The following is a 14366-nucleotide window of genomic DNA, read 5'->3' on the forward strand; positions in this document are numbered from 1 at the left end:
GTCGCGTGAAGGAATTCAGCAGTGGGGTCGACGGCGCGGATTCCGTCCCGGTCATCGACACCAGCGTGCACATCTTCACCCAGTCCAACAAGGACCTGCGCCAGAACTTCATGCAGGAGCCGTTCCGCAGTCGCGGCTTTCCGGACTACGAGATGGACTGGTACGGCGCCCCTGGCGGCGAGTACGCCAAGGGCACCGAGGGGCCCGACCGCCAGTACCCGGGATCCGATCCGGAGCTGGTGGCCCAGCACCTGTTCGCCGATCGAGGCGTCGACATCGCGGTCCTGCACCCGATGACGCGCGGGATCATGCCGGATCGTCACCTGGGCACCGCAATCGCCGCGGCGCACAACGAGATGATGGTGACCCGATGGCTGGATCACCAGGAGTTCGGCGAACGGTTCCGCGGCACCATCCGGGTCAACCCCGACGATGTCGCAGGCGCGCTGCGGCAGATCGCGAAGTACAAAGATCATCCACGGGTCGTTCAACTCGGCGTGCCCCTGCAGTCTCGTGAGCTCTACGGCAAGCCGCAGTTCTGGCCACTGTGGGAGGCCGCGGTCGATGCGAACCTGCCTGTCGCAGTGCATTTCGAAGTCGGATCGGGTGTCATGCTGCCGCCGACGCCGAACGGCTTGACCCGCACCTATGAGCAGTTCGTCGGTTTCACCGCATTGAACTTCCTCTATCACCTGATGAACATGATCGCCGAGGGCGTGTTCGAGCGACTGCCGTCGCTGAAGTTCGTCTGGGCCGACGGCGCCGCCGACCTGCTGACGCCCTTCATGTGGCGGATGGACTGTTTCGGCCGTCCGCATCTGGAACAGACACCCTGGGCGCCGAAGATGCCCAGCGACTATCTGCCCGGCCACGTCTTCTTCGTCGAGGGCAGCCTGGATGGACCCGGTGATGTCGACTTCGCCGGGGAATGGGCCGGATTCACCGGCAAGGACGACATGGTGATGTATGGATCCAGCTATCCCCACTGGCAGCTCAACGAGCTGTCGGTACCGAGTTCCTACAGCGCCGAGCAACGCGACAAGTTGTGCTGGCGAAACGCCGCAGAGCTCTACGGCATCGAAGTTGCAGCAACTCCATCCGTCGCATCCGCGGCTGCGGCACAGTAGAGGGACCAGGAGGCCGTCATGACCACTACCGCCAACCCACGGGTACCCGCCGCCGAACGCATCGCGGTTCGGTGTGTCGACTCCGATGTGCACCCGGCGCCCCGCACCGGCGATCTCGGTCAGTACATCCCCGAGCCGTGGCGCAGTAAGTACTTCGGCACCCACAAGGTGGGCGACCAGATCTACTACGACGCCCCCGACTATGCGCACTCTTATGCGATGCGTCTGGACACTTTCCCGCCCGATGGTGAATTCGCCTGCAGCGATCCCGATCTGGCGTTCAAACAGCTGATCATGGAGGCCGGCGCCGACGTCTGCATCCTGGAACCCGCCGCGTACCCTGCGCGGATTCCCGAGGCGCAGCACGCCATGGCGGTCGCGCTGAACCATTGGCAGGCCAATCACTGGCTCGACAGTCACAACAACTGGCACGAACGCTGGCGCGGTTCGATCTGTCTGGCCATCGAGGAGCCCGGCAAGAGCGTCGAGGAGATCGAGAACTGGGCCGGGCATCCCTTCATGTCGCAGATCCTGATCAAGGCCGAGCCGCGCCCGTCATGGGGCAATCCGAAGTATGACCCGATCTGGGCGGCTGCCACCAAGCACGACATCCCCGTGAGCTGTCACCTGTCGCGCAGCCACTATGACGAGCTGCCCATGCCTCCGGTCGGGCTGCCGAGTTACAACCACGATTTCATGGTCACCTACTCGCTGCTCGCGGCGAACCAGGTCATGAGCCTGATTTTCGACGGGACGTTCGACCGGCATCCGACACTCAAGATCGTGTTCGTGGAGCACGCTTTCACGTGGATCCTGCCCCTGATGTGGCGCATGGACGCGCTGTACGAGGCCCGCAAGTCGTGGTGCGACATCAAGCGCAAGCCCAGCGAGTACGTCAAGGACCACATCAAATTCACCACCCAGCCGCTGGACTACCCCGAGGACAAGACCGAGCTGACGCGGGCGTTCGAGTGGATGGAGTGCGAGAAGATCCTGCTGTTCAGCAGCGACTATCCGCATTGGACCTTCGACGACCCCCGTTGGCTGGTCAAGCACCTGCCCGAGCATGCCCGGGAACCCATCATGTTCCGCAACGGGCAGGCCACCTACCGAAATGTGCCGGAGACCGTGCCTGCGCTCGAGGGTCAGGTTCGGGTCTTCTGAACCATGACAGAGGGCAGGAGCGAAGCGACCCGGCAAGCTATGACGGAGGGCAGGAGCGAAGCGACCCGGGAAGCTGTGCCGGAGGGCAGGAGCGAAGCGACCCGGGAAGCTGTGCCGGAGGGCAGGAGCGAAGCGACCCGGGAAGCTGTGCCGGAGGGCAGGAGCGAAGCGACCCGGGAAGCTGTGCCGGAAGACAAGGCACCCCGATTGGCGCAGGGGCGGGAGCACGTCGTCGCCACCGTCGACGAGATCCCCTCGGGATCACACAAATTGGTGCCGATCGGGCGTCACGGCGTCGGCGTCTACAACGTCAACGGCACGTATTACGCGATCGCCAACTACTGTCCGCATGAAGGCGGACCGCTGTGCGCCGGACGCGCCCGAGGGCTCAACATCGTCGACGACACCGTGCCCGGCGACGCCGTGATGGTGCGCGACAAGGAGTACATCTTCTGCCCCTGGCACCAGTGGGGGTTCGAGCTGGCAACGGGCACCACCGCGGTCAAACCTGAGTGGAGTATCCGCACCTACCCCGTCCGGGTCGTCGGCAACGACGTGCTCGTTCAGGCCTGATCACACCGGAGCAGGAGCAGAGTTGCCCAACAAGAAGATCGAGATCAATGGCGGCAATGTCGTTTATGAAATCCTGGGCAAGGAGGGGGATTTCATCGTCCTGACGCCCGGCGGACGGTTCAGCAAGGACATCCCCGGGCTGAAGCCGCTGGCGAAGAAGCTCGTCGAGGGCGGCTATCGGGTGCTGTTGTGGGACCGGCCCAACTGCGGCAAGAGTGACGTCCAGTTCTACGGCCAGAGTGAATCGCACATGCGCGCGGAGACCCTGCAGCAGCTGGTCACCAAGCTCGACATCGGGCCGGTCATCCTGCTCGGCGGATCCGGCGGGGCGCGGGATTCGATGCTGACCACCATGCTCTACCCCGAGTTGGTCACGAAGCTGGTGGTGTGGAATATCGTCGGCGGCGTCTACGGCTCGTTCGTACTCGGGTCCTACTACATTGTGCCGAGCATTCTCGCGGTGCGGGGCGCAGGCATGAAAGCGGTGGCCCAGGTCTCCGAATGGCAGGAACGCATTGCCGAGAACGGCGACAACGCAGCACGATTCGCAGCTGAAGATCCTGCCGAGTTCCTCAAGCTGATGTTACGGTGGCTCAACGCCTTCGTGCCGAAGCCCGGCCAGACGATCCCCGGCGTCGAGGACGAGATGTTCGACAACATCACGGTGCCCACGCTGATCATTCGCGGCGGCGAGAACGATCTGGATCATCCGAAGCGCACCTCACTGGAGGTCAGTTGCCTCATCAGGGGCTCCAAGGTCATCGACCCGCCGTGGCCGGAGGACGCTTGGGAGCGCGCAGGTGAAGCGCGAGCGTCGGGAAAGGTGAAGCGGTTCAACATGTTCGACACCTGGGTGCAGGCCGCCCCGGCGATCCTGGACTTCCTGAAGAAGTCGACGTGACAACGGGACGACGCTCACCCCGGTCAATCGACCGCGACGATCCGGACCTCGCAGTTGAGCGAGGCCTCCAGAGCGGTGTGCACCCGGCTCTCCGGGATTCGGCGCAGGTCGTCCCTGCTCACCGTCACCTTGACGATGTCCCATCCATCGTCGGTGGGAATGCGCTCGATCTCGCCGGTCAGCCCGAGACCCGCGAGCACGCCGTGCGCATCGTCGTCGGTGCCGCGGCTCACGTAGGTCAGGACGCCGGCACAGGGCTGTACACCGAAGCCTCCGAAAGCCTTCGTGCACAACTCGACCGAGACGCGCCGGAGCTCGTCGGCATCGTCACCGGCGATGAGCAACTCGACCTGTCTGCGGTTGCGCGGCATCGCCGACAGGTCGGCGTCGACGAGGTCCACCGCCTGCCCCTTGACCGACTCGGAGAGAGTTGCCATGCCCACACGTAGCTGTGCCGGCGTCAACTGCGCCGACGGGTCGACATCGACCCGCACCACCGCGGTCCTCATGGCCGCCACCCTATCCCCAGGCAGGGAGCGCCGGAGATGACACGGACGGACAACGGGTTGGCCACCCGTGTGGCGGTTACCGTGTGGCCTGGCACGGACCCCCGGCTGCTACGGACCACCGAGGGCACCGAATCCGAGGACCATGCGGCGTATGTGGAGTCCGGCGGCTATCAGTACCTCGACCATCCGGACGCGCTACTGGAGGAGGTGGACCGCAGCGGTCTGCAGGGCCGTGGCGGCGCAGCCTTCCCGTTGGCGGTGAAGCTGCGCACCGTGCGCGATGCCGGCCGCGGTGTGGGGACCGTGGTGCTGGCCAACGGCGAAGAGGGGGAACCCGCCTCGATCAAGGACCGGTGGCTGCTGCGCCACCGGCCCCATCTGGTGCTCGACGGCGTTCGACTCGCCGCGCGCATCGTCGGTGCCGCCAGGGCCTACGTCTACGTATCCGACGTGCACGCCGTCCGCGCTCTGGGTGCGGCGCTGGACGCTGCCCCGCCGCTGGACGTCGCGGTCGAGGTCGTGATGGTGGAACCCGGGTACGTCGCCGGCGAGGAGACGGCGGCCGTGCGCGCCGTCAACGGTGGCCCCGCGAAGCCCACGGACAAGCCGCCGCGGCCCTTCCACGAGGGTGTCGCCGGACTGCCGACGCTGGTCAGCAATGTCGAGACGCTGGCCAACCTGCCGTTCATCCTGCGCCACGGCAGCGACGCCTTCCGGGCGTACGGAACATCCGCCTCCCCCGGCACGTTCCTGGCCACGGTGACCGGCGGCGGCCGACCACCCAGGCTTTACGAACTGCCGTACGGCACACCGATCGCCGAACTCCTTGCCCACCATCAGGTTTCCACCGAGACACTCAAGGGTGTGCTCATGGGCGGTTACTTTGCGGGGCTGCTGAACCGCGAGGTGCTCGACAGCACGCTCGACCACGAATCCATGCGCCGCCTCGACAGTGGGCTGGGCTGCGGCGCCGTCGCGGTGATCGCCGACGAGTGCCCGGTCGCGGTCGCCGCGTCGGTGATGGCGTACTTCGATCGCGAGAACGCCGGCCAGTGTGGCTCGTGCTTCAACGGCACAGCGGCGATGTCCGCAGTCACCGATGCCCTGCGGCTCGGCGTCGCGACCGGCGACGATCTCGCCCGTCTGCAGCGGTGGTCGGTGGTGTTGCGGGGCCGGGGCGCGTGCGCGACGTTGGATGCCGCGACCAATGTCGCCGCGAGCCTGCTGCGGGCCTTCCCCACCGACGTCGCCCGCCATCTGGCCGGTGAGTGCGAGGTCTGTGGAACACACCCCTACTCAGCGGTGCGGCCCTATGAGGTGGAGGCGGTCTCGTGAGTGACCCGATGAAGATCAAGCTGGACCGTACGCTGTGCGACGGCTTCGGAATCTGCGCAAAGCATGCACCCGGGTACTTCTCGCTCGACGACTGGGGCTACGCCGCCCTGATCGGCGACGGCACCGTGCCCGAGTCCGATCGCGACGCGGTGATGCGGGCGCTGCTGGACTGTCCGGTGCACGCCATCATCGAGCTCGGCGAGCACGGTCCACTCGGCCGCAAGCCCGTCGTCGGTACCGGGGACGCCCCCGAGCCACATCTGGCCAGTGACGACAGCGAAGCGATCTCGGAGTTCGTCCGTTGACACGACCGCTGCCCCAGCTCACTGTCCAGAACGAATTCTTCTGGACCGCAGGGGCCGACGGCCGGCTCCGCATCCAGGAATGCCTGAGCTGCCGGTCACTGGTTCACCCGCCCGCTCCGGTGTGCCGATACTGCCGCGAGACCAAGATGGGCGTGCGCGACGTCTCCGGCAAGGCCACGTTGGCGGGCATGACCGTCAACCACCGCTTCGGTTTCCCCGACCTGCCGCCGCCCTACGTCGTGGCCGAGGTCGCCCTCATCGAGGATCCCCGAGTTCGCCTGACCACCAACATCATCGACGCCGATGCCGACGAGCTCGTGCTCGGCCAGCCGGTCGAGGTGGTCTTCGAGCAGGTCGACGACGTGTGGCTGCCCCTGTTCAGGCCGGCCGCCGATCCGGACGCGCCCACCGCCATGCCCACCGACGCGATCGCACCCGGGCAGTTCGCCGAGCATGTGCGACCGATGCTCACCACACACAAGTTCGAGGACCACTCCGCGATCACCGGCATCGGAATGTCGACGATCGGGCGCAGGCAGATGGTGGCGCCGTTGTCGCTGACGATCGCGGCGTGCGAACAGGCCGTCGCCGATGCCGGCCTGAGCTACGACGACATCGACGGCCTGTCCACCTATCCCGGCCTCGACATGGCGGGCATGGGCGAGGGTGGGGTGAGCGCGCTGGAGGGCGCACTGGGACTTCGCCCGACGTGGATCAACGGTGGCATGGACACCTTCGGCCCCGGTGGGTCCGTCATCGCGGCGATGATGGCCGTCGCCACCGGGATGGCTCGTCACGTGCTGTGCTTCCGCACGCTCTGGGAGGCGACGTTCCAGCAGCTGATGAAGGAGGGCAAGATGTCCCCTCCCATGGGTGCTCGCACCTCCAGCTGGCAGCATCCCTTCGGCGCCATCTCGGCGGCACATGTGCTGGCTCAGAACGCAAGTCGACACTTCCAGCGGTACGGCACCACACGCGAGACCCTTGGCTGGATAGCCCTGAACCAGCGCGCCAACGCGGCGCTGAATCCCACGGCGATCTACCGTGATCCGATGACGATGGACGACTACCTGTCGGCGCGGATGATCACCACGCCGTTCGGTCTCTACGACTGCGACGTGCCCTGTGACGGCGCGGTCGCAGTCGTGGTGTCCGCCATCGACGCGGCGAAGGACCTACCCAACACACCTGTGCGGTTCGAGGCCGTCGGCACGCAGATCATCGAACGCCTCGACTGGGATCAGACGACACTCACCCACGAACCGCAGGTACTCGGCCAGTCGGCACACCTGTGGTCTCGTACATCGTTGCGACCCGACGACGTCGATGTGGCCGAACTGTATGACGGCTTCACATTCAATTGCCTGTCCTGGCTGGAGGGCCTGGGCTTCTGCGGCATCGGGGAGGCCAAGGACTTTCTCGACGGCGGTACAGCGATCGCGCGCGACGGCATCATTCCGCTGAACACCCATGGTGGACAGCTGTCCCACGGGCGCACCCACGGTATGGGCCTGATCCACGAGGCGGTCACGCAGCTGCGTGGTGAGGCCGGCGACCGTCAGGTGGCCGATGCCCGTGTCGCGGTGGCCAGCAGTGGCGGACTGACCCCCAGCGGCGTGATGCTTCTGCGGACAGACGCGTGAACTCTCCCGCCCCGCGCCCGCGCGTCGTCCTGGCCGACGGTGTGCCGATGTCCGGCCTGGTCGCGGCGGTCGCGAAGCCACGTGCGGTGATCGTCGCAATCCACGGCGGCGCCACGTCGTCGGCGTACTTCGACTGCCCCGGCCGTCCCGAGCTCTCGCTGTTACGCGCCGCAGCAGCACAGGGATTCACGACGATCGCACTGGACCGTCCGGGTTACGGCACCTCCGCGGTGTATGCGGCGGAGTTCGCCGACCCGGCCCGCCGGGTCGCCGCGACGTCGGCCGGTGTGGACAAGATTCTGGGCGACGTCGACTGCGGTGCCGGCCTTTTCGTCATGGGCCACTCCGCCGGGTGCGAACTCGGCCTGCGCTTGGCCACCGCACGGGACGACGTCGTCGGCGTCGAGCTCGCGGGCACCGGTCTGCGCTACAGCGGGCCCGCCAAGGCCATCATCAGCGAGGCGACGATCACGTCACGTCCGGCCGGGCTGCGGGACCTGTTATGGGAACCTACCGACCTGTATCCCCCGGAGGTGCTCACCGGTGCGCTGTCCGCGCCGGGTGTCGCCTACGAGGGTGAGGTCACCGCCAATTGGGCGCGCCGGGACTTCCCCGCCCTCGCCACCAAACTTGCTGTGCCGGTGCAGTTCAGCATCGCTGAGCACGAGAAGGTGTGGGACTCCTCCCCTGAGTCCGTCGCCGCGATCACTGCGCTGTTCACTGCTTCGCCGCAGCTACGGGTCAACGAGATGGCCGACAGCGGACACAATCTCAGCGTCGGCCTGAGCGCGGCACGGTACCACCAGCGGGTGTTGTCGTTCATCGAAGAATGCATCGCGGACGCACGCGGCCGCGACCGAGAGCACGTGGAGGCAGGCTGATGCGGGTCGGATTCATCGGGTTGGGCAGCCAGGGCGGGCCCATGGCACGCCGCATCGCTCAGGGCGGCTTCGAAACCACGCTGTGGGCACGACGCCAGGCCAGCCTCGAGCCCTACGCCGACACACCCGCCAAGACCGCCACGACACCCGCCGAACTGGGCGCCGCCAGCGACCTGGTGTGCCTGTGCGTGGTCGGCGACGACGACGTCCGCGAGGTGCTGTACGGGGACAGCGGCGTCCTGGCCGGACTGGCCGACGGCGGGATCATCGCCATCCACAGCACCGTGCATCCCGACACGTGCAGTGAGATCGCCGAACGAGCTTCCGCGCAAGGCGTTTCGGTGATCGATGCACCGGTCAGCGGCGGCGGACCGGCTGTCGAGCAGGGCACCCTGCTGGTGATGGTCGGCGGAGACGAGGACGTCCTGGAGCGCTGCAGGCCGGTTTTCGCCACCTATGCGGACCCGATCGTGCATCTCGGTCCGCTGGGCAGCGGACAGAACACCAAGATCCTCAACAATCTGCTGTTCAGTGCGAACCTCGGGAGTGCCGTCAGCACGCTCGAGCTGGGCGAGTCCCTCGGCATCCCCCGCACCAAGCTCGTCGAGGTGCTCAATCGCGGTTCTGCGACCAGCAAGGCGGTCGGCAGTATCTCGATGTTCGGCGGCACGCTCGATGGCCTGGCACCGATCGCCGGGGCGCTGTTGCAGAAGGACGTCCGGCACGCGGCGAGCCTGGCTGCCGGTGCATCCGCCCCGGAAGGGGCGGTGTTCGCGGCGGCGGATGCGGCGCTGGAAGCGATGGAGCACAGGCGATGAGCGCTTGCGCGAAGAGCAGAAGGCAGCGATGAGCGCTTGCGCGAAGAGCAGACTGCAGCGATGAGCGCTTGCGCGAAGAGCAGAAGGCAGCGATGACGCGCGTCGGTTTCGTCGGGGCCGGACGCATGGGTGCGCCCATGGTGCGTCGGCTCGCCGAGGCCGGCCACACGGTGCGGGTTCTCGGCAGAACCGACGAGAAACGCGCAGAGATCGCCGAACTCGGCGCGATCCCGGTGACCGAACTCGCCGCCGTCGCCGATGACGCAGATGTGGTGGTGGTGTGCGTCTTCACCGACGACCAGGTCCGCGAGATCTGCCTCGACAGTGCGCTGGTCGTCCACATGAAGCCGGGCGCCGCTCTGGTCCTGCACACCACGGGCAGCCCGAAGACTGCGCAGTCGATCGCGGCCCGGTTCGACCACGTCGAGGTCGTCGACGCCCCGGTCAGCGGCGGCCCGCACGACATCGCAGCCGGATCGGTGACTCTGTTCGTTGGCGGTTCCGACGCCGGTGTGGCACGAGCCCGGCCGGCGATCGGAACCTACGGCGAGCCGATCCTGCATGCCGGTCCGACCGGCGCCGGCCAGCTGGTCAAGCTCGTCAACAACACCTTGTTCGCGGCGCAGATCGGGCTGGTGGCCGAAGGCGTGCGACTCGGCTCGCGTCTCGGCGTCGACGAGCATGCACTGCTGAGCGCACTCACTCACGGCAGCGCGCAAAGCCGGGTGATGTCCATGATCACCGCGGCGGGCTCAGCCGAGCTGTTCATCTCCGCGGTTGGCGAGTTCATCGCAAAGGATATTGCGGTCGTCCGCGCGACCGTCGCCGATCTGGACGGCGACCTCGGTGAGCTCGAGCGACTGATCACGGCGGTGACGCACTGACACCCCGCGCGCCGTTACCCAATCCGATGACTTTCGAGACTATCTGTCGCATACTGGATTCGTTACATTGAAACAGCCTTCCGTAACGTTTCCGGCCTGAACTGTGGCGCCGAGGAGGACATAGTGACCAAGCCGAAATTGGTTTTCAATCCGGTTGCTCAGGAGTACTTCGACAATCCCTACGAGATCTATCGAAGGATGCGGGACGAGGCGCCGATCTATTACGACGAGGACGAGGACTTCTACGCGCTGACCCGGCACGAAGACGTCGCCGCAGCGTTCAAGGACCACGAAGCCTTCTCGTCCGCCAGGGGCTGCGATCTCGGCATGGTGAGGTCCGGAGAGGTGCCGCAGAAGTCGATCATCTTCATGGATCCCCCCGACCATCGCCACATGCGCAGCCTCCTGAACAAAGCCTTCACACCGCGGGCGATCCAGTCTCAGCGGGACACGGTCGTGGAACTCGTCCAGCACTACCTCGCGCAGGCCGACCCCGACAATTTCGACGTCGTGCAGGACTTCTCGGGCCCGTTCCCGGTCGAGGTCATCACGCGAATGGCCGGCGTCCCCGAGGAGTTCCGCCAGCAGGTGCGGCTGTGGATCGACACCAGCCTGCACCGCGAGCCAGGGCAGATCGACTGGAGCGAGGAAAATCAGCAGGCCAACATCAACTCGGGGATGTACTACTTCGGCCTCGTCGACGAACGCCGGAAGAACCCACAGGACGACATGATCAGCCGGCTCATCGCCGCTGAGATTCCCGACGACGACGGGAACAAGCGCCGGCTCGACGACATCGAGATCGCCGGGTTTGCGACTCTCCTGGGGGGAGCAGGCGCAGAGACCGTGACCAAGCTGGTGGGCAGCGCGGTCGTGGTCTTCGCGCAGTATCCGGAACAGTGGCAGATGCTGCTCGAGGACCGCAGCCTGCTTCCGGCCGCGGTGGAGGAGCTGCTCCGATTCGTCGGGCCCGTGCAATACAACGTCCGCTACAGCGTCAAAGATGTCGAGTTGCCCAGCGGTACGGTGCCGGCGCACAAACCGGTGTTCCTGATGGGCGCCGCGGCGAATCGTGATCCGCGAGCGTTCGATGATGCCGAGACGTTCGACATCACCCGCGACCGGACGCAAGCGCAGAACCTCGGCCTCGGCTACGGAATCCACAGCTGCCTCGGCGCCGCGCTCGCCCGGATGGAGAGCGTGATCGCTCTCGACCATCTTCTGGATTTCATGCCGCGGTTCGAGGTCGACTTCGATGGGCTCGAACGCGTGAACATGCAGAATGTCGCAGGGTTTCACCATGTGCCTGTCAAGGTATTGAGCCGATGAGCATGTGCGTGACAAGGGGTGAGAGGTGACGCAGAAGATCGAGGTCGACTTTGGGCTCTGTGAGAGCAACGGAGTGTGCATGGGGATCATCCCCGAGGTCTTCGAACTGGACGACGAGGATTACCTGCACGTACTTCAGGACGAGGTGACGCCGGAGAACGAGCAACAGGTCAGAGAGTCTGTGCGGCAGTGCCCCCGGCAGGCCATCTTCCTCAAGGACGAATGAGGACTTCCGCGGCCCGGCCCGGCACACCGGTGGTCGACTAGCCTCATGCGATTTGTTCTGGTGCACGGCGGTTTTCACGCCGCGTGGAGTTGGGAGCGCACCGTGGCAGAGTTGCAGTCGCTGGGCCACGACGCTGTCGCGGTAGACCTCCCCGGGCACAGCGCCCTACTAAAACTTCCGCGAGCGTGCGTGTCTGCGGGCGAAACGCCGGGAAACTAACGAAGTTCACGCACGCTCGCGCCGCCGCTCAGAAGCCGGCGATGATGACCCCGTTGCAGTCGGCCGCAGCTTGACGCAGTTTCGCGGCCGCCTGGTATTCGTCGGAGTAGTACCACTCCTTGGCCGCGTCGACCGATTCGAATTCCAGAAGCACGGTCTGGGTGCCGTGCCACTGCCCCTCGAGCGATTCGACCGCCGGGCTGAACGCGAGCACCTTCGCGTTGGCCATGGTCTGACTGGCCAGCTTGCCGTATTCGGCCATGCCTGCCGCGTCTTTGATGTCCTCGGTGATGATCACATAACCTTTGGCCACAACGTATCTCCCTTTAGCTCAATTGATTTCGCTGATCGCACGCTCCGGACAATTCTCGATCGCCTCCCTGGCCGCGAACTCAAGTTCGGCAGGGACGTCACCCGGAGCAGCCACCGCCCAGCCGTCGTCGGTCATGTCGAACACCTCGGGACACAACGTGAGGCACATCCCGTGGCCGGCGCAACGATCCTCGTCGACCGTGACCTTCATTTGACGTCGAATTCCAGGTGCAGTTCGGTGAGGCCGCGCAGAATGTAGGTGGGGATGTACTGGTAGCGCCTCTCGCCCGCCGGCCCGTGCTTGCTTTCGGAGATCCGGATGTCTGTGGTGCGATCCAGCAGACGCTCCAGCCCCACCCGCGTCTCGGCGCGCGCGAGCGGCGCGCCCGGACAGCTGTGGATGCCACGACCGAACGCCAGATGCTGACGCGCGTTCTTGCGGTCGGGGTCGAAGCTGTCGGGGTCTTCGAAGCGGCGCGGATCGCGGTTGGCTGCCCCGTTGATCACCATCACCGTCGTACCCGCCCCGAGCGGTTGGTCACCGATGGTCGTCGGTGTTCTCGACAGCCGGAAGTCACCCTTGACGGGGCTTTCGATGCGCAGGCACTCCTCGATGAAATTGCCGAGCAAGTCCCGGTTTTCACGCAGTCTGCCCTGGATGTCGGGGTTGTCGCCGATCACCTTGAGCGCCGTGGACAGCAGCCGCACCGTCGTCTCCTGCCCAGCGGAGAACACGTTGGTGGCCACTCGCACGACGTCGGCGACCTCGGGCATCGTCCCGTCCGGGAATGTCGCGGTTGCCAGCCCGGTCAGTACGTCGTCGCGGGGTTCGGCACGACGGTCCTCGACATAGGTCGCGAACACCTCGTACAGATGCTCCAGCGGGGTCTTGTTCATCGTCTTCTCGGCATTGCCCACTGCACTGCCGTGCGTGCCTCGCGCGAGCCGCTCAAGGAGGTCGGCGCGATCCTCATGGGGCACACCGAGCAGATCGGCGATGACCTCGAGCGTGAACGGACCGGCGAAACCCTTGATGAACTCGCCTTCGCCCGGCGCCAGGAAGCGGTCGAGGTTGGTGTCGGCCAGCTGCCACATCGCGTCCTCGTTCTCCTTGAGGCGCTTGGGCGTGATCAGTCGCATGAGCAACGCGCGGTGGTTCGTGTGCGTCGGCGGATCCAACGTAGGCAGCTGGTCGCTGAACGGTATCTCGTCGCGGTGCGCGACGATCAGATCGGTGACGTCTCCGTCTTCCAAACCCTCCAGGGGTACCGGGAATCCAGGAAACGGGCCCGTGACCGAGATGCAGGACGAGAACGTGTCGGCGTCGTTGTACACATCGACGGCTTCCTGCCACCCCGTGACCATCGTGACGCCGTAGTGGTCTTCCTTGGCGACCGGGCATTTGTTGCGCAGCGCCTCGTAGAAGGTATAGGGGTCATCGGTCAGTCGACTGTCCCGGAAGAAGTCGACCGTCGTGAGGTCTTCACTCATGCGCGCTCCGTTCACCGATCCCGACACGCGAGAACGTGATTCTCATCTTTGCGTATCAGGTTTTCACACGCACAGCGTGCCGTCAACGAGGGCATGTGTCGGCGGCCTGTCGCGGCTCTTCAGCTTCGATCCCCAGCGTGTTCACCGCGACGGCGAGTAGCCCGTAACAGCCGGCCGTGAAGATGAGATCCAGCACCTGGCGCTCGTCGAACTGTCCCCGCAGCGCGGTCCAGGTGGCATCGGTGAGAGTACTGTGCCGCTCGAGTTCGTCGACGGCGCGCACCACCAGCCGGTCCTGTTCGCTGCTCGGCTCCGCCGCGCGGATCCCCTCGATCTCGGCCGCCGTCAGACCTGCGCGTTCGGCAAGCGGGATGTGGTGTTCCCACAGGTACTCCGAGCCACGCAACAGCGCCGCGCGGAGCACGACCACTTCGCGCACCCGGGCCGACAACGTCGACTTGAGCAAGAGGTGGGCATTGAACTGCAGGTACGCGCGGGCAAGGTCCGGGTGCCGTGCGAGTGTGCCGAGCACGTTTCCCGCGTCGACGGGATTCGCGCGTTGAGCTGGCAGCAGCGGGCTCAAGGCGTCACGAACGCCGTCGTCCCACTCATCCGCAGCCAGTGGTTCCAGGCGCTGTCTGCCGCTCAT

The 14366-nt window shown here is 65.8% G+C and carries 17 protein-coding genes and 1 pseudogene; 13 read left to right on the top strand and 5 right to left on the bottom strand.

The window, feature by feature from the left end; translation table 11 throughout:
* Positions 1–5 precede the first annotated feature (5 nt).
* The 4 genes from EL337_RS19430 (at position 6) to EL337_RS19450 (ending at position 3765) form a co-directional block, all read left to right on the top strand.
* Complete coding sequence (locus EL337_RS19430; protein WP_048631979.1) at positions 6–1127, top strand: amidohydrolase family protein; 1122 nt, start codon at positions 6–8, stop codon at positions 1125–1127.
* An 18-nt stretch (positions 1128–1145) separates the two neighbouring features.
* The gene (locus tag EL337_RS19435) at positions 1146–2291 is read left to right on the top strand and encodes an amidohydrolase family protein (protein WP_048631978.1); all 1146 of its coding nucleotides are present in this window, start codon (positions 1146–1148) and stop codon (positions 2289–2291) included.
* Positions 2292–2474: 183 nt separating this feature from the next.
* Positions 2475–2864 (top strand): Rieske (2Fe-2S) protein, encoded by a 390-nt coding sequence (locus EL337_RS19445; RefSeq protein ID WP_048631977.1) that lies wholly within the window; start codon positions 2475–2477, stop codon positions 2862–2864.
* 22 nt (positions 2865–2886) lie between these two features.
* On the top strand, positions 2887–3765 hold the full coding sequence (locus tag EL337_RS19450; protein ID WP_048631976.1) for an alpha/beta fold hydrolase: 879 nt from the start codon (positions 2887–2889) through the stop codon (positions 3763–3765).
* Between the two features lie 23 nt (positions 3766–3788).
* Here EL337_RS19450 and EL337_RS19455 read toward each other — a convergent pair whose 3' ends face one another.
* The gene (locus EL337_RS19455) at positions 3789–4274 is read right to left on the bottom strand and encodes a hypothetical protein (RefSeq protein ID WP_048631975.1); all 486 of its coding nucleotides are present in this window, start codon (positions 4272–4274) and stop codon (positions 3789–3791) included.
* Positions 4275–4310: 36 nt separating this feature from the next.
* Between EL337_RS19455 and EL337_RS19460 the strand changes: the two genes are divergently transcribed.
* The 9 genes and pseudogenes from EL337_RS19460 to EL337_RS19500 form a co-directional block, all read left to right on the top strand.
* Positions 4311–5609, top strand: a complete 1299-nt coding sequence (locus EL337_RS19460) for an NADH-ubiquinone oxidoreductase-F iron-sulfur binding region domain-containing protein (protein ID WP_048631974.1) — start codon at positions 4311–4313, stop codon at positions 5607–5609.
* Positions 5610–5617: 8 nt separating this feature from the next.
* The gene (locus EL337_RS19465) at positions 5618–5914 is read left to right on the top strand and encodes a ferredoxin (RefSeq protein ID WP_048631973.1); all 297 of its coding nucleotides are present in this window, start codon (positions 5618–5620) and stop codon (positions 5912–5914) included.
* A complete protein-coding gene (locus EL337_RS19470; RefSeq protein WP_048631972.1) occupies positions 5911–7557 on the top strand; it encodes a thiolase C-terminal domain-containing protein in 1647 nt (548 codons plus the stop codon). Before EL337_RS19465 ends, EL337_RS19470 begins: the two co-directional genes overlap by 4 nt.
* Positions 7554–8438, top strand: a complete 885-nt coding sequence (locus EL337_RS19475; RefSeq protein ID WP_048631971.1) for an alpha/beta hydrolase — start codon at positions 7554–7556, stop codon at positions 8436–8438. The genes EL337_RS19470 and EL337_RS19475 overlap by 4 nt, the downstream gene beginning before the upstream one ends.
* The gene (locus tag EL337_RS19480; protein ID WP_048631970.1) at positions 8438–9256 is read left to right on the top strand and encodes an NAD(P)-dependent oxidoreductase; all 819 of its coding nucleotides are present in this window, start codon (positions 8438–8440) and stop codon (positions 9254–9256) included. The genes EL337_RS19475 and EL337_RS19480 overlap by 1 nt, the downstream gene beginning before the upstream one ends.
* A 92-nt stretch (positions 9257–9348) precedes the next feature.
* Complete coding sequence (locus EL337_RS19485; RefSeq protein WP_048631969.1) at positions 9349–10140, top strand: NAD(P)-dependent oxidoreductase; 792 nt, start codon at positions 9349–9351, stop codon at positions 10138–10140.
* A 123-nt stretch (positions 10141–10263) separates the two neighbouring features.
* Positions 10264–11469: a cytochrome P450 gene (locus EL337_RS19490; protein WP_048631968.1), complete on the top strand. Its 1206-nt coding sequence runs from the start codon at positions 10264–10266 to the stop codon at positions 11467–11469.
* A gap of 25 nt (positions 11470–11494) precedes the next feature.
* The gene (locus tag EL337_RS19495) at positions 11495–11695 is read left to right on the top strand and encodes a ferredoxin (RefSeq protein WP_048631967.1); all 201 of its coding nucleotides are present in this window, start codon (positions 11495–11497) and stop codon (positions 11693–11695) included.
* Between the two features lie 45 nt (positions 11696–11740).
* Positions 11741–11860, top strand: a pseudogene (locus EL337_RS19500) (alpha/beta fold hydrolase); the annotation flags it as partial.
* A gap of 82 nt (positions 11861–11942) precedes the next feature.
* On the opposite strand, the gene EL337_RS19505 reads toward EL337_RS19500, so the two are convergent.
* The 4 genes from EL337_RS19505 to EL337_RS19520 all read right to left on the bottom strand — a co-directional run bounded on the left by EL337_RS19505 (position 11943) and on the right by EL337_RS19520 (position 14366).
* Positions 11943–12227: a DUF1330 domain-containing protein gene (locus tag EL337_RS19505; RefSeq protein ID WP_048631966.1), complete on the bottom strand. Its 285-nt coding sequence runs from the start codon at positions 12225–12227 to the stop codon at positions 11943–11945.
* An 18-nt stretch (positions 12228–12245) separates the two neighbouring features.
* The gene (locus EL337_RS19510; protein ID WP_048631965.1) at positions 12246–12437 is read right to left on the bottom strand and encodes a ferredoxin; all 192 of its coding nucleotides are present in this window, start codon (positions 12435–12437) and stop codon (positions 12246–12248) included.
* Positions 12434–13717: a cytochrome P450 gene (locus EL337_RS19515; RefSeq protein WP_048632142.1), complete on the bottom strand. Its 1284-nt coding sequence runs from the start codon at positions 13715–13717 to the stop codon at positions 12434–12436. Before EL337_RS19515 ends, EL337_RS19510 begins: the two co-directional genes overlap by 4 nt.
* An 82-nt stretch (positions 13718–13799) precedes the next feature.
* Positions 13800–14366 carry a carboxymuconolactone decarboxylase family protein gene (locus EL337_RS19520; RefSeq protein ID WP_048631964.1) on the bottom strand — a complete coding sequence of 189 codons (567 nt, stop codon included), beginning with the start codon at positions 14364–14366 and terminating at the stop codon, positions 13800–13802.

It is taken from the genome of Mycolicibacterium aurum (genome assembly GCF_900637195.1).
GTDB classification, from domain to species: domain Bacteria; phylum Actinomycetota; class Actinomycetes; order Mycobacteriales; family Mycobacteriaceae; genus Mycobacterium; species Mycobacterium aurum.